Annotated in this window: 36 protein-coding genes and 1 riboswitch; of the genes, 28 read left to right on the top strand and 8 right to left on the bottom strand. The window is 43.5% G+C overall.

Features of this window, described 5'->3' with window-relative positions; genetic code table 11:
- The first annotated feature begins 9 nt into the window (after positions 1 to 9).
- The 6 genes from comGC (at position 10) to GYO_RS34580 (ending at position 2093) form a co-directional block, all read left to right on the top strand.
- Positions 10 to 306: a comG operon protein ComGC gene (gene comGC, locus GYO_RS34605; protein WP_014114400.1), complete on the top strand. Its 297-nt coding sequence runs from the start codon at positions 10 to 12 to the stop codon at positions 304 to 306.
- Positions 296 to 727, top strand: coding sequence for a competence type IV pilus minor pilin ComGD (gene comGD, locus GYO_RS34600; protein ID WP_014114399.1), 432 nt, complete (start codon positions 296 to 298; stop codon positions 725 to 727). Before comGC ends, comGD begins: the two co-directional genes overlap by 11 nt.
- A complete protein-coding gene (gene comGE, locus GYO_RS34595; protein ID WP_014114398.1) occupies positions 711 to 1058 on the top strand; it encodes a competence type IV pilus minor pilin ComGE in 348 nt (115 codons plus the stop codon). Before comGD ends, comGE begins: the two co-directional genes overlap by 17 nt.
- Before the next feature lie 25 nt (positions 1059 to 1083).
- A complete protein-coding gene (gene comGF / locus GYO_RS34590) occupies positions 1084 to 1467 on the top strand; it encodes a competence type IV pilus minor pilin ComGF (RefSeq protein WP_041520999.1) in 384 nt (127 codons plus the stop codon).
- Positions 1468 to 1842, top strand: coding sequence for a competence type IV pilus minor pilin ComGG (gene comGG / locus GYO_RS34585; RefSeq protein ID WP_014114394.1), 375 nt, complete (start codon positions 1468 to 1470; stop codon positions 1840 to 1842).
- A gap of 71 nt (positions 1843 to 1913) precedes the next feature.
- Complete coding sequence (locus tag GYO_RS34580; RefSeq protein ID WP_003226330.1) at positions 1914 to 2093, top strand: YqzE family protein; 180 nt, start codon at positions 1914 to 1916, stop codon at positions 2091 to 2093.
- 41 nt (positions 2094 to 2134) lie between these two features.
- Here the strand turns inward: GYO_RS34580 and GYO_RS34575 are convergent, their stop codons facing one another.
- Positions 2135 to 2461 (bottom strand): YqzG/YhdC family protein, encoded by a 327-nt coding sequence (locus tag GYO_RS34575; protein WP_014114393.1) that lies wholly within the window; start codon positions 2459 to 2461, stop codon positions 2135 to 2137.
- Between the two features lie 270 nt (positions 2462 to 2731).
- Between GYO_RS34575 and tapA the strand changes: the two genes are divergently transcribed.
- The 3 genes from tapA (at position 2732) to tasA (ending at position 4898) form a co-directional block, all read left to right on the top strand.
- Positions 2732 to 3493, top strand: a complete 762-nt coding sequence (gene tapA, locus GYO_RS34570) for an amyloid fiber anchoring/assembly protein TapA (protein ID WP_014114392.1) — start codon at positions 2732 to 2734, stop codon at positions 3491 to 3493.
- Positions 3477 to 4049 carry a signal peptidase I SipW gene (gene sipW, locus GYO_RS34565; protein WP_014114391.1) on the top strand — a complete coding sequence of 191 codons (573 nt, stop codon included), beginning with the start codon at positions 3477 to 3479 and terminating at the stop codon, positions 4047 to 4049. The genes tapA and sipW overlap by 17 nt, the downstream gene beginning before the upstream one ends.
- Positions 4050 to 4112: 63 nt before the next feature.
- Positions 4113 to 4898: a biofilm matrix protein TasA gene (tasA, locus tag GYO_RS34560; RefSeq protein WP_014114390.1), complete on the top strand. Its 786-nt coding sequence runs from the start codon at positions 4113 to 4115 to the stop codon at positions 4896 to 4898.
- Positions 4899 to 4991: 93 nt separating this feature from the next.
- Here tasA and sinR read toward each other — a convergent pair whose 3' ends face one another.
- The 4 genes from sinR to GYO_RS34540 all read right to left on the bottom strand — a co-directional run bounded on the left by sinR (position 4992) and on the right by GYO_RS34540 (position 8208).
- On the bottom strand, positions 4992 to 5327 hold the full coding sequence (sinR, locus tag GYO_RS34555; RefSeq protein WP_003226345.1) for a transcriptional regulator SinR: 336 nt from the start codon (positions 5325 to 5327) through the stop codon (positions 4992 to 4994).
- 33 nt (positions 5328 to 5360) lie between these two features.
- Entirely contained in the window at positions 5361 to 5534 is a 174-nt protein-coding gene (sinI, locus tag GYO_RS34550; protein ID WP_003226347.1) for an anti-repressor SinI, read from the bottom strand.
- A gap of 185 nt (positions 5535 to 5719) precedes the next feature.
- Positions 5720 to 6514: a YqhG family protein gene (locus GYO_RS34545; RefSeq protein ID WP_014114389.1), complete on the bottom strand. Its 795-nt coding sequence runs from the start codon at positions 6512 to 6514 to the stop codon at positions 5720 to 5722.
- A gap of 20 nt (positions 6515 to 6534) precedes the next feature.
- The gene (locus tag GYO_RS34540) at positions 6535 to 8208 is read right to left on the bottom strand and encodes a DEAD/DEAH box helicase (protein WP_014114388.1); all 1674 of its coding nucleotides are present in this window, start codon (positions 8206 to 8208) and stop codon (positions 6535 to 6537) included.
- A gap of 168 nt (positions 8209 to 8376) precedes the next feature.
- Positions 8377 to 8478: riboswitch (glycine riboswitch) on the top strand.
- Between the two features lie 174 nt (positions 8479 to 8652).
- Between GYO_RS34540 and gcvT the strand changes: the two genes are divergently transcribed.
- The 3 genes from gcvT to gcvPB are packed head-to-tail and all read left to right on the top strand — an operon-like array spanning position 8653 to position 12576.
- Positions 8653 to 9741, top strand: coding sequence for a glycine cleavage system aminomethyltransferase GcvT (gcvT, locus tag GYO_RS34535; RefSeq protein ID WP_014114387.1), 1089 nt, complete (start codon positions 8653 to 8655; stop codon positions 9739 to 9741).
- A 29-nt stretch (positions 9742 to 9770) separates the two neighbouring features.
- Positions 9771 to 11117, top strand: a complete 1347-nt coding sequence (gene gcvPA / locus GYO_RS34530) for an aminomethyl-transferring glycine dehydrogenase subunit GcvPA (protein ID WP_014114386.1) — start codon at positions 9771 to 9773, stop codon at positions 11115 to 11117.
- Positions 11110 to 12576 (top strand): aminomethyl-transferring glycine dehydrogenase subunit GcvPB, encoded by a 1467-nt coding sequence (gcvPB, locus tag GYO_RS34525; RefSeq protein WP_014114385.1) that lies wholly within the window; start codon positions 11110 to 11112, stop codon positions 12574 to 12576. The genes gcvPA and gcvPB overlap by 8 nt, the downstream gene beginning before the upstream one ends.
- Before the next feature lie 37 nt (positions 12577 to 12613).
- Here the strand turns inward: gcvPB and GYO_RS34520 are convergent, their stop codons facing one another.
- Positions 12614 to 12994, bottom strand: coding sequence for a rhodanese-like domain-containing protein (locus GYO_RS34520; RefSeq protein WP_014114384.1), 381 nt, complete (start codon positions 12992 to 12994; stop codon positions 12614 to 12616).
- Positions 12995 to 13184: 190 nt separating this feature from the next.
- Here GYO_RS34520 and lipM point away from each other — a divergent pair, with 190 nt between their 5' ends.
- The 3 genes from lipM to GYO_RS34505 all read left to right on the top strand — a co-directional run bounded on the left by lipM (position 13185) and on the right by GYO_RS34505 (position 15549).
- Positions 13185 to 14021 (top strand): octanoyltransferase LipM, encoded by an 837-nt coding sequence (gene lipM, locus GYO_RS34515; protein WP_014114383.1) that lies wholly within the window; start codon positions 13185 to 13187, stop codon positions 14019 to 14021.
- A gap of 99 nt (positions 14022 to 14120) precedes the next feature.
- Positions 14121 to 14549, top strand: coding sequence for a transcriptional regulator MntR (gene mntR, locus GYO_RS34510; RefSeq protein WP_014114382.1), 429 nt, complete (start codon positions 14121 to 14123; stop codon positions 14547 to 14549).
- 124 nt (positions 14550 to 14673) lie between these two features.
- Positions 14674 to 15549, top strand: a complete 876-nt coding sequence (locus GYO_RS34505) for a patatin-like phospholipase family protein (RefSeq protein ID WP_014114381.1) — start codon at positions 14674 to 14676, stop codon at positions 15547 to 15549.
- On the opposite strand, the gene GYO_RS34500 is transcribed toward GYO_RS34505, so the two are convergent.
- Both GYO_RS34500 and GYO_RS34495 read right to left on the bottom strand, forming a co-directional pair.
- Entirely contained in the window at positions 15546 to 15941 is a 396-nt protein-coding gene (locus tag GYO_RS34500; RefSeq protein WP_014114380.1) for an SA1362 family protein, read from the bottom strand. The genes GYO_RS34505 and GYO_RS34500 overlap by 4 nt on opposite strands.
- A gap of 39 nt (positions 15942 to 15980) precedes the next feature.
- Positions 15981 to 16937, bottom strand: a complete 957-nt coding sequence (locus GYO_RS34495; RefSeq protein ID WP_014114379.1) for a DUF1385 domain-containing protein — start codon at positions 16935 to 16937, stop codon at positions 15981 to 15983.
- A gap of 225 nt (positions 16938 to 17162) precedes the next feature.
- On the opposite strand from GYO_RS34495, the gene GYO_RS34490 reads away from it, so the two are divergent.
- The 13 genes from GYO_RS34490 (at position 17163) to spoIIIAH (ending at position 25634) form a co-directional block, all read left to right on the top strand.
- Complete coding sequence (locus GYO_RS34490) at positions 17163 to 17699, top strand: YqhR family membrane protein (protein WP_014114378.1); 537 nt, start codon at positions 17163 to 17165, stop codon at positions 17697 to 17699.
- A gap of 87 nt (positions 17700 to 17786) precedes the next feature.
- Positions 17787 to 18227 (top strand): type II 3-dehydroquinate dehydratase, encoded by a 441-nt coding sequence (aroQ, locus tag GYO_RS34485; RefSeq protein WP_014114377.1) that lies wholly within the window; start codon positions 17787 to 17789, stop codon positions 18225 to 18227.
- Between the two features lie 2 nt (positions 18228 to 18229).
- Positions 18230 to 19291 (top strand): aminopeptidase PapA, encoded by a 1062-nt coding sequence (gene papA / locus GYO_RS34480; protein WP_014114376.1) that lies wholly within the window; start codon positions 18230 to 18232, stop codon positions 19289 to 19291.
- 24 nt (positions 19292 to 19315) lie between these two features.
- Entirely contained in the window at positions 19316 to 19873 is a 558-nt protein-coding gene (gene efp, locus GYO_RS34475) for an elongation factor P (RefSeq protein WP_014114375.1), read from the top strand.
- A 143-nt stretch (positions 19874 to 20016) separates the two neighbouring features.
- Positions 20017 to 20298 carry a YqhV family protein gene (locus GYO_RS34470; RefSeq protein ID WP_003226379.1) on the top strand — a complete coding sequence of 94 codons (282 nt, stop codon included), beginning with the start codon at positions 20017 to 20019 and terminating at the stop codon, positions 20296 to 20298.
- A gap of 75 nt (positions 20299 to 20373) precedes the next feature.
- The gene (gene spoIIIAA, locus GYO_RS34465; protein ID WP_014114373.1) at positions 20374 to 21297 is read left to right on the top strand and encodes a stage III sporulation protein AA; all 924 of its coding nucleotides are present in this window, start codon (positions 20374 to 20376) and stop codon (positions 21295 to 21297) included.
- The gene (gene spoIIIAB, locus GYO_RS34460; RefSeq protein WP_003226383.1) at positions 21291 to 21806 is read left to right on the top strand and encodes a stage III sporulation protein SpoIIIAB; all 516 of its coding nucleotides are present in this window, start codon (positions 21291 to 21293) and stop codon (positions 21804 to 21806) included. The genes spoIIIAA and spoIIIAB overlap by 7 nt, the downstream gene beginning before the upstream one ends.
- A 22-nt stretch (positions 21807 to 21828) precedes the next feature.
- On the top strand, positions 21829 to 22035 hold the full coding sequence (gene spoIIIAC / locus GYO_RS34455; RefSeq protein ID WP_003153142.1) for a stage III sporulation protein AC: 207 nt from the start codon (positions 21829 to 21831) through the stop codon (positions 22033 to 22035).
- A gap of 6 nt (positions 22036 to 22041) precedes the next feature.
- The gene (gene spoIIIAD, locus GYO_RS34450) at positions 22042 to 22443 is read left to right on the top strand and encodes a stage III sporulation protein AD (protein ID WP_003230228.1); all 402 of its coding nucleotides are present in this window, start codon (positions 22042 to 22044) and stop codon (positions 22441 to 22443) included.
- 18 nt (positions 22444 to 22461) lie between these two features.
- The gene (gene spoIIIAE / locus GYO_RS34445; RefSeq protein WP_014114372.1) at positions 22462 to 23661 is read left to right on the top strand and encodes a stage III sporulation protein AE; all 1200 of its coding nucleotides are present in this window, start codon (positions 22462 to 22464) and stop codon (positions 23659 to 23661) included.
- Between the two features lie 13 nt (positions 23662 to 23674).
- Positions 23675 to 24295 carry a stage III sporulation protein AF gene (gene spoIIIAF / locus GYO_RS34440; RefSeq protein ID WP_014114371.1) on the top strand — a complete coding sequence of 207 codons (621 nt, stop codon included), beginning with the start codon at positions 23675 to 23677 and terminating at the stop codon, positions 24293 to 24295.
- A complete protein-coding gene (gene spoIIIAG / locus GYO_RS34435) occupies positions 24288 to 24977 on the top strand; it encodes a stage III sporulation protein AG (RefSeq protein ID WP_014114370.1) in 690 nt (229 codons plus the stop codon). The genes spoIIIAF and spoIIIAG overlap by 8 nt, the downstream gene beginning before the upstream one ends.
- Complete coding sequence (gene spoIIIAH / locus GYO_RS34430; RefSeq protein ID WP_014114369.1) at positions 24978 to 25634, top strand: stage III sporulation ratchet engulfment protein SpoIIIAH; 657 nt, start codon at positions 24978 to 24980, stop codon at positions 25632 to 25634. It abuts the gene before it with no gap.
- Positions 25635 to 25745: the final 111 nt, after the last annotated feature.

Here is a 25745-nt window from a genome sequence, read left to right as displayed (position 1 = left end):
AAGAGGCTGATGAATGAGAAAGGATTTACACTTGTTGAAATGCTAATTGTGCTCTTTATTATTTCGATCTTGCTTTTAATTACGATACCGAACGTCACGAAACATAATCAAACCATTCAGAAAAAGGGCTGTGAAGGCCTTCAAAACATGATTAAGGCACAAATGACTGCATTTGAGCTTGACCATGAAGGACAGACACCGAGTCTTGCTGATTTACAATCAGAGGGTTATGTGAAAAAGGATGCAGTTTGTCCAAATGGGAAGCACATTATTATCACTGGCGGAGAAGTTAAGGTTGAACATTAAATTAAACGAGGAGGAGGGATTTACCCTTTTAGAAAGCTTGCTTGTGTTAAGCCTCGCCTCTATCCTCTTGATCGCCGTGTTTACCACGCTTCCTCCTGCTTATGACAACACAGCTGTCCGTCAGGCGGCATGGCAGCTGAAAAACGATATTATGCTTGCACAGCAGACTGCAATTTCCAGTCATCAAAGAACAAAAATTCTCTTTCAGAGAAAAGAATATCAATTAGATATGGGGGATACGGTAATTGAACGGCCGTATGCGACGGGACTTTCTATAGAACCGAAGACATTAAAAGACCGTTTGGAATTTAATGAGAAAGGGCACCCGAATGCAGGCGGAAAAATACGAGTAAAAGGACATGTTGCTTATGACATAACAGTTTATTTAGGGAGCGGAAGAGTCAATGTGGAGAGAAAATAAAGGTTTTTCTACAATAGAAACAATGTCTGCGCTAAGCCTGTGGCTGTTTCTGCTACTGACAGTCGTTCCTTTATGGGACAAGCTGATAGCTGATGAAAATATGACGGAATCTCGAGAAATCGGCTACCAAATGATGAATGAAAGCATTAGCAAATATATGATGACTGGTGAAGGAACTGAGGAGAAAGCGGTTACAATGAACAATAATAACTATACGCTAAAGTGGGAGGAGGAGGGGGAATATCAAAACGTATGCATCTCAGCAGCAGCTTATAAAGAAAAACCATTTTGCCTCAGCATTCTGCGGACAGACTGGCTATACGCTTCTTAACGTATTATTTTCGTTTTCCGTCTTTTTGCTCATATCGGGATCGTTAGCTATGATCTTCCATCTGTTTTTGTCACGGCAGCAGGAACATGACGGTTTCACACAGCAAGAATGGCTGATTTCGATGGAACAGATGATGAACGAGTGCAAGCAGTCACACGCAGTCAAGACAGCCGAACATGGGAGCGTGTTGATCTGTACCAATTCTTCTGGGCAAGACATACGTTTTGAAACCTATCATTCAATGATAAGAAAAAGGGTAGATGGCAAAGGGCATGTTCCGATTCTAGATGATATTGCAGCCATGAGAGCCGATATTGAAAATGGTGTTGTTTTGCTGGAAATTGAGAGTGAGAACCAAAAAGTGTATCAAACTGCTTTTCCGGTTTATCCGTATTTAGGAGGAGGGTAAATGGACAGCACGAAAGGGTTTATTTATCCCGCTGTTCTTTTTGTGTCCGCGCTTGTGCTGCTGAGCGTGAACTTTACTGCTGCGCAATATATTTCACGCTGCATGTTTGAAAAGGAAACAAAAGAGTTTTACACAGGAGAGAATTTGCTTCAGAATGGCGCGCTTCTGTCAATTCGGCATGTTCTTGAGCAGCGGAAAGGCCAAAAGGATTCACAGCAGTTTCCATATGGGCAGGTTTCTTATTACATTTACGATACATCGATAAAAGAGCAAAAAGAAATCAACCTAAAAGCGTTGACGGAGTCGGGAACAGAAAGAACTGCACAGATCGTGTTTGATCAAAAACAGAAAAAACTGCTGAGCTGGACAGAATAGGGCAAAGAAAAGGGTATAAAAAAAGTCATGTGAGCCAACACTTCATAATAATTGAATGATGAGGTGATCACGTGAAAACGAATGATTATGTCAAATATATGACTCAGCAATTTGTCAAATATATAGATACTCCGAGAGATGAGCGAAAAGAACGAAAAGAGGTCCGGAAAGAAACAAAAACGCCCGCTTCCCAGCATTGGTTCGGTATTTTACCCTATGGTTTCAGGTTATGGCTGAAGCGAAAAAAATAACCGCAAATATAACGAATAAGGTCCTTCAAAAATGGAGGACCTTATTGATATTCTTCTAATATGGCAATTTTATTAACCTTTTGGCTATAGGGATCAAATGAAATCGTCACAAATACGCCGAATTCCTTTGATCCTTCCCTCAGGGTTAAATGGTATTGCTTCACTGCTTCATCTTTTCTTTTGCGGTCCCATACTTTTTGTTTGAACAGTACCTGTGCGAGCGGGTACCTTTTTTTTGCTTCTTTTACTGCAAGCTCTTCCCATTTGGACATGTGGCGGGCGGTCACAAGCGGTGCTTCTTCTGCGTGAGCGGCAACGGTGCCGAAAACGAGAAGAGAAAGACAAATCACACATTGTTTGATCATCATGCTGTCACCCTTTCGTTGTTTATTATTACCAAATCATAATTGGCTATGCATTTAATTTTTCGCATAATAATCCCAAAAATTTCAAAAAAACAAAAAGGTGAGCAATACTGAGCAAGACTTTGTAATATGATGAAAACATTCTCTTAAACGAACAAAATGAACGATTTTGGTGTTTTTCAATCGATTAAACGTTGATTATACTCTATTTGTGCAGTTCTTTAAAGAGAACAATTGTTATATCAAGTGACAGTGTTTTACAGGAGGTAAGATATGTTTCGATTGTTTCGCAATCAGCAAAAGACGAAGACGAAACTGAAAGTTTTGCTTATTTTTCAGCTTTCAGTCATTTTCAGTCTGACTGCCGCGATATGCTTACAATTTTCCGGTGATACAAGCGCTGCTTTTCATGATATTGAAACATTTGATGTCCCGCTTCAAACGTGTACAGACTTTCAGCATACAGATAAAAACTGCGATTATGATAAACGCTGGGATCAAAGTGATTTGCACTTGTCTAATCAAACGGATACGAAAGGCACTGTATGCTCACCTATTTCTCTGTTTGCTGAGCTCGAAAATACAGGCGAGGGACTTAGGAAATCAAAGTGGAAGTGGGAGCTTCATAAGCTGGAAAATGCCCGCAAACCGTTAAAGGATGGGAACGTGATCGAAAAAGGGTTCGTTTCCAAACAAATCGGCGATTCACTTTATAAAATTGAGACGAAGAAAAAAATGAAACCCGGCATTTATGCATTTAAAGTATATAAACCGGCCGGGTACCCGGCAGACGGCAGTATTTTTGAGTGGTCGGAGCCTATGACGCTTGCAAAGTGCGATGAAAAACCGACAGTGCCTAAAAAAGAAACGAAGCCGGCCGTCAAAAAGGAGAATGAAACATCACAAAAGGATATACAAGAAAAATCAAATAAAGAAGATACATCTCAAGAAACTGTAACAGAAGAAAAAGAAACTCAATCAGTTCAAAAGGAAAGCGGGGAAGAGGATGAAAAAAGCAATGAAGCTGATGAGTAATATTCTCTACGTGATCATCTTTACTCTCATTATTGTGCTGACACTTGTCGTGATTTCAACACGTTCATCCGGGGGAGAGCCGGCAGTGTTTGGATACACGCTGAAATCAGTTCTTTCAGGTTCAATGGAGCCGGAGTTCAACACAGGTTCATTAATATTGGTCAAAGAAATCACTGATGTGAAGGAGCTCCAAAAGGGGGACGTCATTACATTTATGCAGGATGCAAATACGGCGGTCACCCACAGGATTGTTGACAAAACGAAGCAAGGAGACCATTTGTTATTTAAAACAAAAGGGGACAATAACGCAGCAGCTGATTCAGCGCTTGTATCGGACGAAAATGTCCGCGCACAATATACAGGTTTTCAGCTTCCATATGCCGGCTATATGCTTCATTTTGCCAGTCAGCCGATCGGAACTGCTGTTTTACTGATTGTTCCCGGCGTGATGTTGCTGGTGTACGCTTTTGTGACGATCAGCAGTGCCATTAGAGAAATTGAAAGAAAGACTAAAGCCTTGGAAACAGATACAAAGGACAGCACCATGTCCACTTAACATCAGTTGTAAACCTGGCAACAGGTTTCGATATAATATCATTCAATAAAAGGGGAGTTTGCCATGGGTATGAAAAAGAAATTAAGTTTAGGAGTTGCTTCTGCGGCACTAGGATTAGCTTTAGTTGGAGGAGGAACATGGGCAGCATTTAACGACATTAAATCAACGGATGCTACTTTTGCGTCAGGTACGCTTGATTTATCTGCTAAAGAAAATTCAGCGAGTGTTAATCTGTCAAATCTAAAGCCGGGAGACAAATTGACGAAAGATTTCCAATTTGAAAATAACGGCTCACTTGCAATCAAAGAGGTATTAATGGCGCTGAATTACGGCGAATTTAAAGCAAACGGAGGCAGCAATACATCTGCAGAAGATTTTCTGAGCCAGTTTGAAGTGACCTTATTGACAGTTGGAAAAGAGGGCGGCAATGGATATCCGAAAAATATTATTTTAGATGATGCCAATCTCAAGGACTTGTATTTGATGTCCGCTAAGAATGATGCAGCGGCAGCTGAAAAAATCAAAAAACAAATTGACCCTAAATTCTTAAATGCAAGCGGTAAAGTCAATGTAGCAACAATTGACGGTAAAACCGCTCCTGAATATGATGGTATTCCAAAAACACCGACTGATTTCGACCAAGTTCAAATGGAAATCCAATTCAAAGACGACAAAACAAAAGATGAAAACGGGCTAATGGTCCAAAATAAATACCAAGGAAACTCCATTCAGCTTCAGTTTTCGTTTGAAGCGACACAATGGAATGGTTTGACAATCAAAAAGGAACATACTGATAAAGACGGTTACGTGAAAGAAAATGAAAAAGCGCATAGTGAGGATAAGAATTAATAGCAGCAATAAAAAGAGACGGCCCAGTATACGATATACTGGGCCGTTTCTATGTTTATTGACAAAAGAGGAGTTAGTGCCTCTGCTCAGGCACTACTCCTCTTTTTGGGATTTTCTCCATTTTTGATAATCTAAAAATTCACGAAATTGTTTTTTCGATACCCCGGATGTCATCGCATCGCGAACCAATTTCTCCCATTCACTATCTAATTGACCATCGTATTCGGTTTCATGTTTCTCATCGAGCAAAGTATGAACCGAGACGTCCAGAACAGCGGAGACTTTTTCGAGAAATTGAATGGAGGGGTTCGTTTGTAGATTTCGTTCTATTGAGCTTAAATAAGACTTCGCTACCCCAGCTTTTTCAGCTAGTTCTGATAGTGAGTAGCCTTTTTCTTTACGGTATTGTTTAATACGCTGGCCAATCAATGTCATCACCTTCCTTGTGATATTATAGCACATTCAGAAAGGATTTACGGTATGACTTCTGGCTGCCGGACCAGGATGAGCAGACTTTTTGTTTAAAAGTAAATATTTTCGTATTTCTTCCGGGCTGATATTTGCCTCTTTGGCTTTCATCATTAATTCAACCCATTCTTGATCTAATTCGAAGTGCTCTTGTTTTGCATTTTTCATGCAGTTTCTCCTCCTAAAATACTTGTTTATGTATTTCAGCCAGTCCGGCCATGACTCATTGTATGCCTTCATTGGTCTCTGGAAGTCATTTGCCATTGAAATTGCCAGAATTTTTTTCCAATATACCTTTATTATAATCGCATTTTTTCAAAAAAAACGAGAACGATGTCGAATGGTAAAAAAAGTTAGATTGAAATATTATTTTGCAGATAAAATAATCCGCCATTTTCAATTTCAACTGATATCTTTGGTTGATACAAGGCTTTCAGCGCCTGTTTTTCTAGATGATACTCTTCTGGTTTTTCTTCTATATGCTCATAAAACTTGTCAAGCAATGTCATATCATTTTTCCACCTGTTTACCGCCTGTTCTGCCCAGTCTGACGGTTCCTGCATGGCGGATTTGGCAATATAGTTTTCCATCCGCTTAAGGCCGCTTTCTGGTTTGATCATAGGCGATATGGTGAAGCAATAGTCACATATTTGAGACGTCAGTGGCAGCTGTGTCAGCTTGCTGTGAAAATCTTCAATTATGGTTCCAGAGACTAGGTGAAGACCTAGTGACAATAGCTTATCCTTTTTCATGTCGGACTGGTATGAAATCGTGACATTTATACCAAGCCAAGGCTGAAGGGGGACTTTAGCTCCGGCTGATTCAATTTTCTCATACATTCTGGTAAATCTCCCATTTTGTTTAACAGCTTTAAACATTTGAAAAAGGCGCGGTGCCCCAAAATAAATAAATTCGCCATCTAGGTCTTTTGGAGCAGATTCTTTATCTGTAATAAAAGTGATTTTCATCGGATTCGGATCGCCGCCTGTCTTCTCGCGCCAGTGCCAGTAGAAAGGGCGGTTCATGATCTGTTTGTCCATTTCAACTGTAAGCTGCACTGTCATATAGCCTGAACCTTGATCGACGATTTGGCAGCTGTTTGCCTGAAAAAAACGAAGCAGAAAATCGTGAACCTCTTGCTGTCTCACTTATAAAACCTCCTTACAGGCTAAGATCCTCTTTTTTCAGCAGGCTGCTGTTTTTTATAAGACAAAAATGAGGTTAAGTTATCCATTTTTATTTTCATTTCTTCTTCTGTTGCTGAATGGTACAAAATATCGTGCAGGTGCTCTTCAAAATTGTTCACTTGAATTTTCGTTAAAATATCATCAAGTTTGCCGACCACTTTTTCAAACAAATGAATTTTTTCATAAAGCAGCTTTAAAATATGCTCTTCCACTGTATGTTTTGTCGCCATGTTGTAAATGTGCACGTCACGCTCCTGCCCGAGCCTGTGAATTCTTCCGATTCTCTGCTCAAGACGCATCGGATTCCATGGCAGGTCATAGTTGATCATGTGATTGCAAAATTGCAGGTTGATCCCTTCGCCGCCTGCTTCAGTTGCAATCAGGACTTGGACCTTTCCGCGGAAAAGATCCTTCATCCAGTCTTTTTTCCCGCGTTTAAATCCGCCTCTGAACGGCACAGAACTGATACCGTTTTGTTGAAGAAACCATTGCAGGTAAATCTGGGTGGCCCGGTATTCTGTGAAAATGATGACCTTATCGTCTATCTTTTTGATCAGGTCAACCACTTGAAGCGCTTTAGAGTTTTGTGTCACTTGATTGATGCGGTCTATTAAAACCGAAATGGTATGTTCATCAATGGCCGGTACTTGTTTCTCTGTTTGATCAAGCATTTTTTTCAGCGTCATATACACAGCTTCCCTGCTCGAACAGCATTCTCTTTGCAGAGTCATAATTGAGAACATGCTGGCCGGCTTATTGATGCCTTCTTTCAGGCTGGAAATTTCATCGTAAAGCGCCTGCTCTGATGGAGAAAATTCAATTGGCACTGTTTCAACATGTCGCTGTTTCCAATTCAGCCCGGTGTCATGCCGTCTGTTGCGGATCATGACTTTATTCACAAGATCTTTTAAATGCTCATGTGCTTCTAAACTGGATTTCTTTTTGGCGAACTCTTCCTGAAAGTGATTCTGACTGCCTAAATGGCCAGGCTTTAATAAGGACACCAAATTGAAAATTTCTTCGATACGGTTTTGAATTGGCGTCGCGGTAAGAAGCAGGCAATATTTTTTTACGAGATTCCGGACAAATTCATAGTTCTTCGTTTTGCTATTTTTCAGTTTGTGTGCCTCATCAATAATGACGAGATCATATGGGATTGACAGCACAATTTCACGGTGGGGCGAGCGCTTTGCAGTGTCGATTGATGAGACGACAATATCGCATTGCTCCCACACGTAGCTTTTCTTTTGTTCAACAGCCGGGATCAAAAATTTTTCCTGAAGCTCTTTGACCCACTGAGACACAAGGGAAGCGGGCACAAGGATCAAAATCTTTTTGGCTAAACCGCGAATCATATATTCTTTTAGAATCAGTCCGGCTTCAACCGTTTTCCCGAGACCCACCTCATCTGCTAAAATTGCTTTCCCGTTCATTTTTTCAACCACTTTTTGCGCTACCTCAAGCTGGTGGGGAAGCGGTGTAAAGGAAGGCAGGTATAAAGGGGCCCGTAAGCCTTCAAATTCAGGAATAGCTAATGTTTTCTGGATTTCTGCAGAGAGCTTGTACAGTTCCCAGTTCGCCCACGGGCCATCGTTTTTCAGTCTTTCAGCGAATTTTTCAGGCCATTTTGTATCGTAGATCATTTCTGCATTCATTGCTTTGAAACCGCCTTTCTTATTCTTCGATTCTTAAAATGAACACTATAAGAAAAATCTGCCCAAATTGCTGTTGCCCAGCATATAGTGATGATGGTAGGATATGAGTAAGTATTTGATGTAAGATATTGCTATAGTATGTCCATAACAGCATGAAAATATGAGCGAATGACAGCAAGGGGAGAGACCTGACCGAGAACCTCGGGATACAGGCGCCGAAGGAGCAAACTGCGGAGTGAATCTCTCAGGCAAAAGAACTCTTGCTCGACGCAACTCTGGAGAGTGTTTGCGCGGATGCGCAAGCCACCAAAGGGGACGTCTTTGCGAATGCAAAGTAAACTTTCAGGTGCCAGGACAGAGAACCTTCATTTTACATGAGGTGTTTCTCTGTCCTTTTTTTGTATGTTTTTTAGCAGCGCGCCGTTGAAAAAGGGGAGGAATTCGATGCTGAAAAGAACGCCGTTATTTGAACTGTATAAAGAATATGGAGGGAAAACGATTGATTTCGGGGGCTGGGAGCTTCCAGTTCAATTTTCTTCTATAAAAAAGGAACACGAGGCTGTCCGAACTGCGGCCGGGCTGTTTGATGTATCTCATATGGGAGAAATCGAAGTGTCCGGAAAAGACAGTCTGCCTTTTTTGCAAAGACTGATGACAAATGATATTTCCGCGTTAACGTCAGGCCGTGCGCTGTATACGGCGATGTGCTATCCGGATGGCGGAACCGTCGATGATTTGCTTATCTATCAAAAAGGAGAGAACCGCTATCTGCTTGTCATAAATGCTTCTAATATAGATAAAGATCTGGAGTGGATGAAAGAGCATGTAACAGGTAATGTACAGATTGACAATCAGTCAGATCAAATCGCGCTCTTGGCTGTACAGGGGCCGAAAACAGAAACGATTTTAAAAACGCTAACGTCTGCAGATCTGTCTGCATTAAAGCCGTTTACATTTATTGATGAGGCAGATATCAGCGGCTGCAAAGCACTCATTTCGCGCACCGGCTATACGGGAGAGGACGGGTTTGAAATTTACTGCCGTGCTCATGATGCCATGTATTTGTGGAAAGAAATCATGGATGCGGGTGAGGAACATGGATTAATTCCATGCGGTCTTGGCGCACGTGATACGCTCCGGTTTGAAGCGAAGCTCCCGCTCTACGGCCAGGAGCTGACCCGGGATATTACACCGATTGAAGCAGGTATTGGCTTTGCCGTAAAGCACAAAAAAGAATCTGACTTTTTTGGTAAGTCAGTATTGAGTGAACAGAAAGAAAACGGAGCGAAGCGAAAGCTTGTCGGACTCGAAATGACCGAAAAAGGGATACCGCGGCACGGATATGAAGTGTTCTATAATGGCAAGTCTGTCGGAAAGGTGACAACCGGCACGCAGTCACCGACATTAGGGAAAAACGTCGGCCTTGCCCTAATTGCTGCGGAAGCGAGTGAAATCGGGACAGTCGTAGAGGTGGAGATTCGCAAAAAATTAGTGAAAGCAAAGGTTGTCAAAACACCATTTTATAAACGCTAATATTTTTTCTTGGGGAGAGGAGTCAACACATGAAGCATCGTTATTTGCCTGCAACAGAAGAGGATAAACAGGAAATGCTTGCCGTTATCGGCGTAAGCGGCATCGATGAATTATTTGCTGATATACCGGAAAACGTCAGATATAAAAAAGAGTATCAAATCAAAAAAGCGAAATCAGAAACGGAATTAACAAGAGAACTGACAAAGCTGGCCTCTAAAAATCGTGATACGGTACAACACGCGTCTTTCTTAGGAGCAGGTGTATATGATCACTATCAGCCTGTCATTGTGGATCATGTCATTTCCCGCTCTGAGTTTTATACGGCGTATACACCTTATCAGCCGGAAATTTCACAGGGGGAGCTTCAGGCTATTTTTGAATTCCAAACGATGATTTGTGAACTAACAGGAATGGATATTGCCAACTCCTCTATGTATGATGGCGGAACTGCCTTGGCGGAAGCGGCAATGCTTGCTTCAGGCCACACGAAAAAGAAAAAAATCGTTGTGTCAAAAACCGTGCATCCTGAATCGAGAGAAGTGCTGAAAACGTACGCAAAAGGTCAATATATTGAAGTCGTTGAAGTTCCCGCTGCAGATGGCGTTACCGATCTTGATGCTTTGCGCCAAACCGTTTGCGAGGACACAGCCGCCGTGATCGCTCAGTACCCGAATTTTTTTGGCCGGGTCGAGCCGTTACAGGATATTGAGCCTATCGCTCATCAAGGAAAATCCATGTTTATTGTGTCAGCCAACCCGCTTGCGTTAGGTCTCCTCACTCCGCCGGGCAAGTTTCAGTCTGATATCGTCGTCGGTGATGCGCAGCCTTTCGGCATTCCTTCAGCATACGGCGGCCCGCATTGCGGCTTTTTTGCCGTCACCAAAAAATTAATGAGAAAAGTGCCAGGCCGCCTCGTCGGACAAACGGAAGACGAAAACGGAAAAAGAGGCTTTGTGCTTACTTTACAAGCCAGGGAGCAGCATATCCGACGAGATAAAGCGACATCAAATATATGCTCGAACCAAGCTTTAAATGCGCTGGCAGCTTCTGTCGCCATGACTGCTCTCGGAAAAAATGGCGTAAAAGAAATCGCCCGTCAAAATCTCTTAAAAGCCAACTATGCAAAGCAAGAAGCAAAAAAAGCTGGCCTTACCGTTATGTTTGACGGACCGATGTTTAATGAATTTGTCATCAAACTGGATGAACCGGTGAAAGCTGTGAACCAGCGTTTGCTGGCAAAAGGCATCATCGGCGGATATGATCTTGGGCTGACGTATCCTGAGATGGACTGTCATATGCTGATTGCTGTAACGGAGCTGAGAACAAAAGAAGAAATCGACGCACTCATTCAGGAATTGGGGGATCGCCATGAGTAATCAGGATCAGGCACTTATTTTTGAGCTTTCCAGAGAAGGCCGTATCGGCTACAGTCTGCCGGAACTCGATGTACCGGAAATCGAATTGGAGGATCTATTGTCAGACACCTATATTCGTGACGAGGACGCAGAGCTGCCGGAGGTGTCCGAGCTGGATATTATGCGCCATTATACAGCGCTGTCCAAACGTAATCACGGGGTGGATTCCGGCTTTTACCCGCTCGGTTCTTGCACAATGAAATACAATCCGAAAATAAATGAAAAAATCGCGCGAATTCCCGGTTTTGCTGCGATTCATCCTCTTCAGGATGAAGACACGGTGCAAGGCGCTTTAGAGCTTTTATATGATTTAAGCAAGCACCTTGAGGAAATAACGGGAATGGATGAGGTTACGCTTCAGCCCGCTGCCGGGGCGCATGGCGAATGGACGGGGCTGATGATGATCCGCGCCTATCATGAAGCGCGCGGGGATTTCAAGCGGACGAAGGTCATTGTTCCTGATTCCGCTCACGGGACGAATCCTGCTTCAGCGACAGTAGCAGGCTTTGAAACGGTTACGGTGAAATCAAATGAAAATGGGCTTGTCGATCTGGAGGATTTAAAAAGAGCGGTGAATGAAGAAACTGCTGCTCTTATGCTGACGAATCCGAACACGCTCGGCTTGTTTGAGGAACAGATCACCGAGATGGCGGAAATTGTTCACCAAGCGGGGGGGAAACTGTACTATGACGGCGCTAATTTAAATGCGGTTTTAAGCAAAGCGAAACCGGGAGACATGGGATTTGACGTGGTACACCTCAACCTGCATAAAACATTCACTGGCCCTCATGGCGGCGGCGGTCCCGGCTCAGGCCCTGTCGGCGTAAAGAAAGATCTGATTCCTTATTTGCCAAAACCAGTTTTAATCAAAAAGGAAGGGCACTTTACATTTGATTATGACCGCCCTGACTCGATCGGCCGCGTGAAACCGTATTACGGCAACTTCGGCATCAATGTCAGAGCGTATACGTATATCCGCTCCATGGGGCCTGACGGATTAAAGGCTGTTACTGAGAACGCAGTGTTAAACGCGAACTATATGATGAGAAAGCTCGCGCCTTATTACGATCTTCCGTTTGACCGTCATTGCAAGCATGAATTTGTATTGTCAGGAAAGCGGCAGAAAAAGCTGGGAGTGCGTACGCTAGATATTGCAAAACGGCTGCTCGATTTTGGCTATCATCCGCCTACGATTTATTTCCCGCTTAATGTTGAAGAATGTATCATGATTGAGCCGACAGAGACGGAATCAAAGGAAACACTGGATGCGTTTATCGACGCTATGATTCAAATCGCAAGGGAAGCGGAGGAGAATCCGGAACTCGTCCAGGAGGCGCCGCATACGACGATTGTAAAAAGAATGGATGAAACAAAAGCGGCAAGACACCCGGTGCTCAGGTATGAGAAGGAAGAGAGATAAATAAAAACAGCTGTCTATTACAGACAGCTGTTTTGCTTTATTTCTGCGCTTTAATCTTTCCGCCCCATTTTTTAAAGCCGCCTTTTAGGTTGTAAATCTCAGTGCAGCCGTTTTTGCGCAGGGTTTGTGCCGCGCGTCCACTGCGGACACTGTTTTGGCAGTATAGATAGACAGGCTTGTCCGGACGGATTTCATTTTTTCTCTGTTTCAGCTGGGAAAGCGGAATGTTGCGGGCCCCTAAAATATGTCCGCCCTCAAACTCATTCGGTTCACGAACGTCAATGAGTTGCGCTTTTCGGTAACCCGCGCGAAATTCTTCTTCCGTAAGTGTTTTCATAATTCGCTGCTGATAAACATATGAAGCAATCATATAGACGATAAACGCAGCAAAAATAATCAAAACGATCATATTAGACAATGTGATTCTACTCCTTTAGCATATAAAATCAAAACCCTGCTTCATAAAAACAAGGCCATAGAGCCGTTTTCGACAAATACTATTATAGTAAAGCACAGCGCGATTGTCATCCATAATGGAACTAAAATATTTTCATTTTCCCGGCAGTTTGATAAACTGATTCTATTAAAACGGTAAGGAAGGTCTCAAAATGGAAAAAGAAACTTGGCGGTTTATAGACTCAGGCAATGCAAGTCCTGCATTCAATATGGCGCTTGATGAAGCGCTTTTATATTGGCACAGCGAAAAGAAAATTCCCCCGGTTATCCGTTTTTACGGCTGGAATCCGGCGACTCTTTCTGTAGGGTATTTTCAAAATATTAAAAAGGAAATCAATTTTGAAGCAGTACATAAGTATAATCTCGGTTTCGTCAGACGCCCGACCGGCGGGCGAGGTGTGCTGCACGATCAGGAATTGACATACAGCGTGATTGTTTCGGAAGAGCATCCTGAAATGCCGGCGACTGTCACTGAGGCATACCGGGTCATATCAGAAGGCATACTCCAAGGCTTTAGAAATCTTGGTCTGGACGCATACTTTGCCATCCCGAGAACCGAAAAAGAAAAAGAAAGCTTAAAAAATCCGCGGTCATCCGTTTGTTTTGACGCGCCTTCGTGGTATGAACTGGTGGTCGAGGGACGCAAGGTGGCGGGAAGCGCGCAAACGAGACAAAAAGGCGTGATTCTTCAGCACGGCTCCATTCTGCTTGATTTAGATGAGGACAAGCTGTTCGATCTGTTCTTGTATCCGAGTGAAAGAGTCAGAGAGCGGATGCAGCGCAATTTCAAAAATAAAGCGGTTGCCATTAATGAACTCACCGATAAGCGGGTGACGATGGATGAGGCCCGTAAAGCCTTTAAAGAAGGGTTTGAAACAGGCCTTAACATTCATTTGGAGCCGTACAAACTGTCTCAGGAAGAGCTTGATTTTGTTCATCACTTGGCAGAAACAAAATACGCCTCAGATGAATGGAATTATAAGCGGTAAAAAGGGCTTTTGTCCCGCGGAGCATCCTTGTTTTTTCAAGTTCATTAGTGTAAACTTGTAATGGTTTATAAAGTTAAGGTGCTTTTTGGGAGGGTTTCGATGACAACACCAAGTATGGAAGATTATATTGAACAGATTTATATGCTGATTGAAGAAAAAGGATATGCACGGGTTTCCGATATCGCGGAAGCATTGGCAGTCCATCCCTCCTCTGTAACAAAAATGGTTCAAAAACTAGATAAAGACGAATATTTAATTTATGAAAAATATCGCGGTCTCGTGTTAACGTCTAAAGGGAAAAAAATAGGCAAACGGCTAGTATACAGACATGAATTGCTTGAGCAGTTTTTAAGAATCATTGGTGTTGATGAAGAGAAAATATATAACGATGTTGAAGGAATCGAACATCATTTAAGCTGGAACAGCATTGATCGCATCGGGGATCTTGTTCAATACTTTGAAGAAGATGATGCCCGTAAAAAAGATCTGAAATCAATCCAAAAGAAATCAGAACATCATAATCAGTAAAAAGGCGGTCTCAAAGGAGGCCGTCTTTTTTGATGCGCTGCGCCTCGCGTCATTCGTTGGTCTATTTCTTCGCGTGTTTTCTTAAAATGATAGTAAACGATCGGATGAAGGGGGAGAGAATGAGATGTATATTGACGGTGTGTTTTCCGGCGGAGGAGTAAAAGGCATTGCGCTGGCAGGCGCTTATGAAGTGCTTGAGGAAAAAGGCTTCCGCTTTAAAAGGGTTGCGGGTACAAGCGCTGGCGCAATTATTGCCGCTTTCATTGCGTCAGGTTACACCAGTAAGGAAATCCACGCTTTGATTAAAGAAGTGGACGGAGAGAAATTGCTGGACCAGCGATACTCATTTCTCCCCTTAAAGATGCTCCAGTGGGTGTCCATCTACTGGCGTCTCGGCTTATACAAAGGCGACACGATAGAAAAATGGATTGCTGATCTGTTAAGAGCGAAAGGCATAAGGGTTTTCGGTGATTTACAGAAAGGGTCTCTGCGACTGATCGCTTCTGATCTGACAAACGGCACCATGATTGTTTTGCCGGACGATTTGGTCCGTTACGGGTTAAATCCCGATATGTTTCCTGTTGCCAGAGCAGTAAGAATGAGCTGCAGCATTCCGTATTTCTTTGAACCGATAAAATTAAAAACGGACAAAGGCACCGCCACGGTAGTTGACGGAGGGGTGTTAAGCAATTTTCCAATCTGGCTGTTTTCAAAGGAAAGAAAGCGCCCAGTGATCGGTGTAACGCTTGCGCCGCGTGAAAGAGAGCGTCCGAAAAAAAATATCCGCAACGCTTTCGAACTGTTTGGCGCCCTGTTTGAAACGATGAAGGATGCACATGACGCAAGGCATATTGCGTCACGCTATGAACAAAACATCATTTTTCTGCCGGTTGACGACGTAATGGCGACCGATTTTCATTTAACACAACAAAAAAAACTAGCCCTGATTGAGCTAGGTAAAAGACGGACAGAGCAGTTTTTAAAACAGTGGACCTATTAAAAAAGCGCTCTGTTTTTCTTTTTATTTTTTTTCCCTTCTATAACAGTCAGTTGAGTCTGGCTTTTTTTCTTGAGAATCATCGGCTTAGGCTTGCTGGCGCTCGGAACGCTTCGCAGGTGGCTGACACGTCCCTTATGTCCGGCGCGGTGCTTTGCTTTTTGTTCTTTCATCCGGCGCCGTGATTGTTTCGCCGCTTTTTTGAATGCTGCTCCTTCGCTGCCTGCATTTCGATTCATTACATATTTCACAATAAAATAAATAATGATACCTGCCACGATGACGGTTACCGCCATTTTTGCCATTTCTCCGGGAGTGGTTACCAACATATAGAGGAAACCGAACGCTCCCAGCGCAATTAATACAGCAATAATAGGTTGTACACGATGATTCATAACTGTCCACCTCCGAAAGTAATAGCAGGGCAACGGATACTAGATGACGTTGTGAGAAGGCTTCTGATTTTGTCCAGACATTTCTTCGAGTCTGAGAAGCTCGTTAAAGCTTTCGATGGCAACTTCAACCTGGTCATCCTTAGGTTCTTTTGTTGTTAACAGCTGAAGCCAGAGGCCCGGGTAGCCAAGGAATTTCAGTCCGGGAATATCACGAACTTTATTTGTCAGCTGCAGAACTTCAAAGGATATGCCGAGTACGACCGGTATCAGTGCAACACGATCTATAACACGCAGCCAAAGCGGATCTGTCGGAACAAGCAAATAGACAAACATGCCGACAATAATCGTAAATAAAATAAAGCTTGATCCGCAGCGGTAATGAAGCCGGGACTGGTTTTGAACATTCTCCACTGTAATTGGCAAATTCTGTTCATAACAGTTTATGACTTTATGTTCGGCTCCATGATATTGAAACACTCTTTTAATGAGCGGCGTCATGGACAAAAAATAAATGTAACCGAGCAGCAAAATCAATTTAAACAGGCTTTCAACCGCAATCTGAGTGATGTCCGATGAAAAAATCGGCCTTGTCAGTTCAGCTAAGAAAACAGGAACCAATGTAAATACGAATTTACTGAACAAAAATGATAAGACGCCGATTACCGCGAGGCTGAGATACATAGACAGCCCGGAGACTTTTTTTTCTTCCTGCTCAAGTGTCTCGTCTTCAGATGGATCGAGCCCGTAACGTTCGCTTGAAAAATTCAAATGCTTTGTGCCATTTGCGCTCGCTTCAATAATGGCCGCGATCCCCCGTAAAAACGGTATCTTTTTCACGATGTTCAGTTTCGGATTGTGTTTGCGGGGAAGCTTAAAGAAGTCAATGCTTCCATCCGTTCTTCTAATAGCCGTAACGTAATGATGCTTTCCGCCAAACATAACGCCTTCCACAACTGCCTGCCCGCCGTAAGCGGGCGGAATTTTATGTTTTGACATATTATCAACCTGCCTATTTCTTTAGGATTGCTAACCATTTCCTTTCACTCTATTGTACAGGAAACAGCGCTAAACCTCTAGATTGACAGGCTGAAAAATTGTCATAGCCTTGCTTTTTCTACATGCATTATACCCGTTATTTTCAAATTTTACTCGCTGCTGCCAAAAAGTGTGAGCTTTTTTATTGACATTTTATTTTTTGGGCACACTTTAACTGGAGGTGCCATGATGACAAGCGAAAAAGATACAGAACAAGATCAACAATTGAATGAGAAGCAAGGACCGCCTGTTCCGATGGCCGGAAGGGTGGCGGCAACAGGTTTTTGCGGAGGCGTATTATGGAGTTTCATTGCTTATATAGCGTATTTATTTCATTTTTCCGAAATCAGTCCGAATATGATTTTGCAGCCATTTGTGCTAGGGGAGTGGAAAAAACATGGACTGGGAACCGTAATCAGCATTATTTTGATCGGAATTCTTTCAATTGGCGCAGCGTTTCTTTATTATCTTCTATTGAAACGTTTAAAAACAATGTGGCCGGGGGTTTTATACGGCTTGCTGCTTTGGCTGATCGTGTTTTTTGTTTTTAATCCGATTTTTCCAGATGTTCGCGCGGTGACCGAACTGAAAGCAGATACAGTTATTACGACCATTTGCATCTATTTGCTTTACGGGCTGTTTGTTGGTTATTCTATTTCATTTGAATACAATGAGCTGAATTCGGAAAAGCTGGCACGTGCGTTGGGAACACATAGAGAATAGTGTATTATCCTTTTGCAGTATGATAAAATGTTCACGAGAAGTGAACATTTTTTACATGAGAAACCCTCGCGAAAAGGAGAGATTCATGTGCCTCATTTTTTAATTTTGAACGGGCCGAATGTCAATCGGCTGGGGAAGCGTGAACCGGAGGTATTCGGCCGCCAGACACTGACCGATATTGAAACAGATCTTTTTCAATTTGCAGAAGCCTTACATATCCAGCTTACTTTCTTTCAGTCTAATCACGAAGGTGATTTGATAGATGCGATACACGAGGCTGAGGAGCAATACGGCGGGATTGTTCTGAACCCTGGAGCCCTGAGTCATTACAGCTATGCGATCAGGGATGCTGTTTCAAGCATCAGTCTTCCTGTGGTTGAGGTGCATTTATCAAACTTATACGCCAGGGAGGAATTCAGGCATCAGTCGGTTATCGCTCCGGTTGCGAAAGGGCAGATTGTCGGTCTTGGAGCTGAAGGCTACAAGCTTGCTGTTCGCTACTTATTAAGCCAGCAAGGGGGAGAATAAAGATGAAGCTAGAGAAAATAAGAAACCTGTTTGAACAGCTGGGGATTGACGGAATGCTGATAACAAGCAGCACAAATGTACGCTATATGACCGGATTTACAGGTTCCGCGGGCTTGGCTGTTATATCAGGTGACAGGGCAGCGTTTATTACTGATTTTCGCTATACAGAGCAGGCAAAGGCTCAGGTAAAGGGCTTTGAGATCATTGAACATGGAGGCAGCTTGATTCAGACCACTGCCGACACGGTTGAAGCGTTCGGCATCAAGCGCCTCGGCTTTGAGCAGAACAGCATGACATACGGCACATACGCCTCGTACAGCGCGGTTATCAGTGAGGCTGAATTAGTGCCTGTGGCTGAATCCGTAGAAAAGTTGCGCTTGATTAAGTCTAGTGAAGAGATTAAGATATTAGAGGAAGCTGCGAAGATTGCAGATGATGCCTTCAGACATATCTTGACGTTTATGAAACCCGGCATTTCTGAAATTGCTGTTGCCAATGAGCTGGAGTTTTATATGAGAAGCCAGGGAGCTGACAGCTCTTCTTTTGATATGATTGTCGCCTCGGGCCTTCGGTCAAGCCTTCCGCACGGTGTGGCCAGTGACAAACTGATTGAAAGTGGAGACCTTGTTACGCTTGATTTCGGCGCTTATTATAAAGGATATTGTTCTGATATTACCCGTACGGTCGCTGTAGGTCAGCCCAGTGATCAATTGAAGGAGATTTATCAGGTCGTATTTGATGCTCAGGCGTTTGGCGTCGCACATATTAAGCCGGGGATGACAGGAAAAGAGGCTGACGCCCTTACAAGGGATCACATTGCTGCAAAAGGCTACGGTGAATATTTCGGCCATTCAACCGGGCACGGGCTCGGCATGGAAGTTCATGAATCGCCGGGATTGTCCGTCAGATCTTCAGCTATCCTTGAACCGGGCATGGTGGTCACAGTGGAGCCGGGCATTTACATACCAGAAACAGGCGGTGTCCGCATAGAAGATGACATCGTGATTACAGAAAACGGCAACAGGACAATCACCCATTCCCCAAAAGAACTTATTATTTTGTGATTGGAATATAGGAGGACATTAAACATGATTTCAGTTAACGATTTCCGTACAGGATTAACAATCGAAGTAGATGGCGGCATTTGGCGCGTCGTTGACTTCCAGCACGTAAAACCTGGTAAAGGTGCGGCGTTTGTCCGCTCTAAACTTCGCAACCTTCGCACTGGCGCGATTCAGGAAAAAACATTCCGCGCTGGTGAAAAAGTAGCGAAAGCGCAAATCGAAACAAAAACAATGCAATACCTATATGCAAACGGAGATCAGCACGTATTTATGGATACTTCTTCTTATGAGCAGCTTGAACTGAGCGCGACTCAAATCGAAGAGGAATTAAAATACCTGCTTGAAAACATGTCTGTGCATATCATGATGTACCAAGATGAAACGCTCGGTATCGAACTTCCAAACACAGTTGAGCTGAAAGTTGTTGAAACTGAACCTGGCATTAAAGGTGATACAGCATCAGGCGGTACAAAACCTGCGAAAACTGAAACAGGCCTTGTTGTAAACGTGCCGTTCTTTGTGAATGAAGGCGACACACTTGTTGTCAATACAACAGACGGTTCTTACGTTTCAAGAGCATAGAAAGAAAAAAGAAGTCTGTTCCCAAATGGGAGCAGGCTTTTTTTGTGCCCAAAAACAGAATCTTTCTTTTATACGAAAATGACAAGACTACTTCCGCAAGCTAGAGCATATCCTATAAAAAAATGGGAGGTTGGGAGAGTGCTATGAAATTTTTACTTGGAAATATCAATTCTACTGTTTTAACAATGGCTGGATTGCGAGTATTATCCTCTATGATTGAACTGACGGCAGCGATTATCATGCTTGTAACAAATGATGTCCGGAAGGCGGTTGTGGTTAACAGCATTCTCGCTATTGTCGGTCCGCTGATTTTTATCATCACCATGACTGTTGGAATCTATCAAATTGCCGGACAGCTGTCGTATGCAAAGCTGATTCTGATTTTTACGGGTGTTGTTTTGATTTTGGCGGGTGTTCATAAATAAAGAGAGGCTTGTCATAAAGTCTGCCTTACATCATACATTTTAAAGAAGCCAATCGGTAGAAAGGAGGAGGCTCTGTTGAATGAAATCGCTGAGGTTCTCCCTGAATCCATGAAAAACGCCCTTTCTGAAATACCGGAACAACAATGGCTGGAAATCGAAGAAGTCAGAATTCGGGTCAACCGCCCTGTTGAATTGATTCGAAAAGGACAACCTGTTTTTTTGTCCTATGCCGGCACGGTCGAGGATGCCCATCTGATCCTCAGCCGGCTCAGCAACTATAGTATGTATACGCTCGAAGAAGAGCTGAGGAAAGGGTATGTCACGATCAGAGGCGGTCACAGAGTCGGACTGGCAGGCAGAGTCATCACGGAAAACGGAGGTGTGAAAGGCCTCCGTGACATCACATCTTTTAATATACGAATTGCCCGGCAAAAGCTGGGGATTGCGGAGCCGCTGCTTCCATTCTTATATCGAGAAAGCTGGCTGAATACGCTGATTATCGGTCCGCCGCAAACCGGTAAAACAACACTTCTTCGGGATCTTGCGAGACTCTCGAGCACCGGCAAAAACCATATGTTGCCCGTAAAGACAGGAATCGTCGACGAACGGTCAGAAATTGCCGGATGCCTGCGCGGCATTCCGCAGCATCAATTTGGACAGAGGATTGACGTATTAGACGCCTGTCCAAAGGCTGAGGGGCTGATGATGATGATTCGATCCATGAGCCCTGAGGTGATCATTGTCGATGAAATCGGGCGCATTGAAGATACAGATGCACTTCTTGAGGCGCTGCATGCAGGTGTTTCAGTAATCGTCTCGGCGCATGGCTGGAGCCTATCCGACCTGATGAAGCGTCCTTCATTGAAGCGTTTGTGGGAAGAAAGAGCCTTTGAACGCTATTTGGAATTATCGAGAGCAAAGGGACCGGGCACAGTAAGCCGCATTTATGACAAAGACGGAAATGTGTTGTCTGGGACGATGGGCGTGAAGACATGCTGAAGCTGCTGGGTGCTGTATTCATTGTGGTGGCGACAACATGGACAGGTTTTGAGATGGCGAAGATTTACACAGAACGGCCGCGGCAAATCCGCCAGCTGCGTGCGGCGCTCCAATCCCTCGAGGCTGAAATCATGTACGGCCATACACCGCTTCATATTGCTTCACAGCAGATTGCCAAGCAGCTGGCACAGCCTGTTTCAGCTCTTTTTATCACGTTCAGTGATCAGCTGGACAAAGGAAGTGATTCTGCGAAAACGGCGTGGGAGCAAAGCTTAAAGAAGGTGTGGGACACCATGTCTTTGAAAAAAAGCGAATATGAAGTGCTGAAGCAATTTGGTGAGACGCTCGGGATTCATGATCGAATCTCGCAGCAAAAGCACATCAAGCTGGCGCTGACACATTTGGAAGCCTCGGAAGCGGATGCTGAGCAGGCACAAGCGAAAAATGAAAAAATGATAAAAAGTTTGGGCTTTTTAGCGGGCTTGCTACTCATTCTTCTATTGATGTAAACGTGAGGGGAGCAAAAATAAAATGGGAGTAGACGTGAATGTCATATTTCAAATCGCCGGAGTGGGAATCGTGGTTGCATTTTTACACACGATTTTGGATCAGATGGGCAAAAAAGAATACGCCCAGTGGGTGACGCTGTTAGGTTTTATCTATATTTTATTTATGGTCGCAACGATTGTAGATGACCTTTTTAAAAAGATAAAAGCTGTGTTTTTATTCCAAGGATAGGGGGGCTTGCAGATTGACATTGTTCAAATTGTAGGTTTAGGGCTGATCGCCACCTTCCTTTCTTTGATTGTAAAAGAACAAAAGCCGACTTTTGCGTTTTTAATCGTCGTGTTTGCCGGATGTGCCATTTTTCTTTATTTGGTAGACCAAATCTACGACATTATTCGAATGATAGAGAAAATCGCGATTAATGCAAACGTCAACATGGTCTATGTTGAAACCATTTTAAAGATTATCGGAATTGCCTATATTGCTGAATTCGGGGCGCAGCTCACAAAAGATGCCGGACAAGGGGCCATCGCCTCGAAAATAGAATTGGCGGGGAAAATTTTAATTCTCGTTATGGCTGTGCCTATTTTAACCGTCATTATCGAAACGATTCTCGGACTTATACCTTCTATGTCATAACCGAAAGGAGGCGGTAGATTGAAGCGTTTTCAATGGGCTTTGCTTCTGGCCGTGCTGATCATAGCAGGCCGTGCAGACATTGTACAAGCAGCCGGTGACGCCGAACAAACGGAAGACCATGCTGAAACGGCTGAGCAATTAGCGGAAAGGACAGCGGCCTCGCTTGAAACAGACAAGATTAGTGAATTTTGGAATGACATTATGACAGAGTACGGCGGACTGCTGCCGGAAAGTCAAAAAGGCAGCATAATTGAGTTTATCAATGGCGATAAATCATTTTCACCGCAAGAATGGCTGAAAGCTCTCTTTTCTTATTTGTTTCATGAAGTGCTTGCCAACGGAAAGCTGTTGGGCACATTGATTTTGCTCACGATATTTTGCGTTATCCTGCAGCTTCTGCAAAATGCATTTCAACAAAGCACCGTCAGTAAGGTCGCTTACTCAATTGTGTACATGGTGCTGATTATCCTTGCGCTAAACAGTTTTCATGTGGCAATCAATTATGCGACAGAGGCCATTCAGACGATGACCAGCTTTATCCTGGCGCTCATTCCGCTCCTCTTAGCGCTTTTGGCTTCCTCAGGCGGAGCTGTATCTGCAGCCTTCTTTCATCCTGTTATCCTCTTTCTGATGAACACGAGCGGTCTTTTGATTCAGAATATTGTCATGCCGCTCATTTTCTTATCAGCGATTCTGAGCATTGTCAGCACAATGACCGAACAATATAAAGTAACGCAGCTGGCCAACCTGCTCAGAAATATCGCCATCGGGGCGCTCGCCGTCTTTCTCACCATTTTTCTCGGTGTCATCTCTGTTCAGGGAGCCTCAGCTGCAGTGACAGACGGCATTACGCTCAGGACGGCTAAATTTATAACCGGAAACTTTATTCCTGTGCTTGGCCGAATGTTTACAGACGCGACAGATACAGTGATCAGCGCTTCCTTACTGCTGAAAAATACAGTAGGGATTCTCGGAGTCGCTATTTTGATCTGTATTGCGGCTTTTCCGGCAATCAAAGTGCTTTCCCTCGCTTTTATTTATAAGCTGGCAGCCGCGATTCTTCAGCCGCTTGGAGGCGGGCCCGTCATAACCTGCCTCGACGTCATCAGCAAAAGCGTCATTTATATTTTTGCAGCTCTCGCCATTGTGTCTCTCATGTTTTTTTTAAGCCTTACCGTCATAATCACAGCCGGAAACCTCACGATGATGATGAAATAAAGGAGGCTGGCGGATGAGTTTTTTAACTGAATGGCTTACCACCATCGTGTTGTTTATCCTATTTGCAATTGTGATTGATATGCTGCTGCCAAGCTCTAGCATGCAAAAGTACGCAAAAATGGTAGTCAGCCTGCTCTTAATTGTCGTCATGCTCACGCCGATTTTTAAGCTTTTCAACACAGACCCTGCAGTCATCTTTGAATATCTTACAAAAAACGGGCAGTCAGAGTCTGCCGACATAAAAAATCAAATCAATTCAAAAAAAATAGAAATACAAGCTTCCCAGCGTGCATATATTTTAGAAGAAATGGCTGTCCAACTAAAAAAGAAAGCGGAGGAGAGATTCAGTCATGATGAATACAAAGTAGGCAACATCAAACTCACGGCAGGAGAAAAGGTAGATTCAGAAGAGGATATTCAAACAATCAGCGTGTATATGGCCCCGTCTTCTGAAAAAACGGTCCAAACGGTCGCGCCGGTCCACATTGATACAGATCATGCATACGTAACGAAAGAAGCAGCCGAACAAAAAGAAGCCAAACAGATCCAGTCACAGCTCGCGGACATTTGGGAAATCGGAAGTGAGAAAATTACGGTTTATATGGAAGGCGGGGAGAGTGTCGGCAATGAATAAAAACGGATTATGGAATGTATTGAAAAAGCAGTTTCTTCCGGGGCAAACGAAGGACGGTGAAAAGCCGAAGCTGACCAAATATCATTACTTTCTGTTCGTTTTTGTTCTCGGAGTTTCCTTTATGCTTGTCAGCCAGCTGTTTTCTTCACCTGAGAAAACAGAAAACGCCAAAACGATAACGCCAGTATCATCACAAGATACCAAAGACAGCAAAGAGAAAACAGCCGAAGTGTTTAAAGCCTCAAAATCTGATGAACCTAAGGACTCGATCGATGATTATGAAAAAGAATACGAAAATCAGCTGAAAGAAATTCTTGAAACGATCATAGGTGTGGACGATGTCTCTGTAGTCGTGAATGTTGATGCAACGTCGCTGAAAGTATACGAAAAAAACAAATCAAACAAAAATACAACCACTGAAGAAACAGACAAAGAAGGCGGAACAAGAAGCGTTACAGACCAGACATCAGAAGAAGAAATCGTCATGATCAAAAACGGCGATAAGGAAACACCAGTCGTCGTCCAAACGAAAAAGCCTGATATACGCGGTGTACTCGTTGTTGCTCAAGGAGTGGACAACGTTCAAATAAAACAAACCATTATTGAAGCGGTGACACGGGTCCTGGATGTTCCAAGCCACCGGGTTGCGGTTGCCCCTAAAAAAATAAAGGAGGATTCATAAATGCTCAAAAAACAAACCGTTTGGCTATTAACAATGCTCAGTCTTGTCGTGGTGTTAAGCGTCTACTATATCATGTCGCCGGAAAGCAAAAATGCCGTGCAAATGCAAAGTGAAAAAAGCGCGTCTGACAGCGGAGAGGTCGCAACTGAAAAAGCGCCTCCCAAGCAAGACACAAAGGAAAAAAACGGTACAGAAACTGAAACAGAAAAAGAGGATGGAACAAAGGGCACAAAAGATTCATCAGCAGACAAGGAGACATCCGCTGAAGCTAGTGAAAAAGGAACTGTTGTAACAGAAACAGCCGATGATGATCTGTTCACGACGTACCGTCTTGATTTAGAAGATGCCAGAAGCAAAGAAAGAGAAGAACTGAATGCCATTGTGTCAAGCGATGATGCAACAGCAAAGGAAAAGAGCGAAGCATATGATAAAATGACGGCTCTCAGTGAAGTGGAAGGAACAGAAAAACAGCTGGAAACGCTTATTAAAACACAAGGCTACGAAGACGCGCTCGTCAATGCTGAAGGAGATAAAATCAACATTACAGTCAAATCAGACAAACACTCCAAATCGAAGGCGACAGCCATTATAGACCTTGTGGCAAAAGAAATCAAAACAATGAAAGACGTCGCTGTCACATTTGAACCATCCAAGTAAAAAAGAGGAAAAACACGCCCGCTTAAACAGCGGGCTTTTTGGCGTGCCAATCATATTAGAGTTGAATTCAAAAGTCCGCTCCTGTAAGATGAACATAGTATGTACTTTTAG

Origin of the sequence: Bacillus spizizenii TU-B-10, assembly GCF_000227465.1 — a bacterium.
Lineage (GTDB): Bacteria > Bacillota > Bacilli > Bacillales > Bacillaceae > Bacillus > Bacillus spizizenii.
This window is presented reverse-complemented; position numbering and strand designations above follow the sequence as displayed.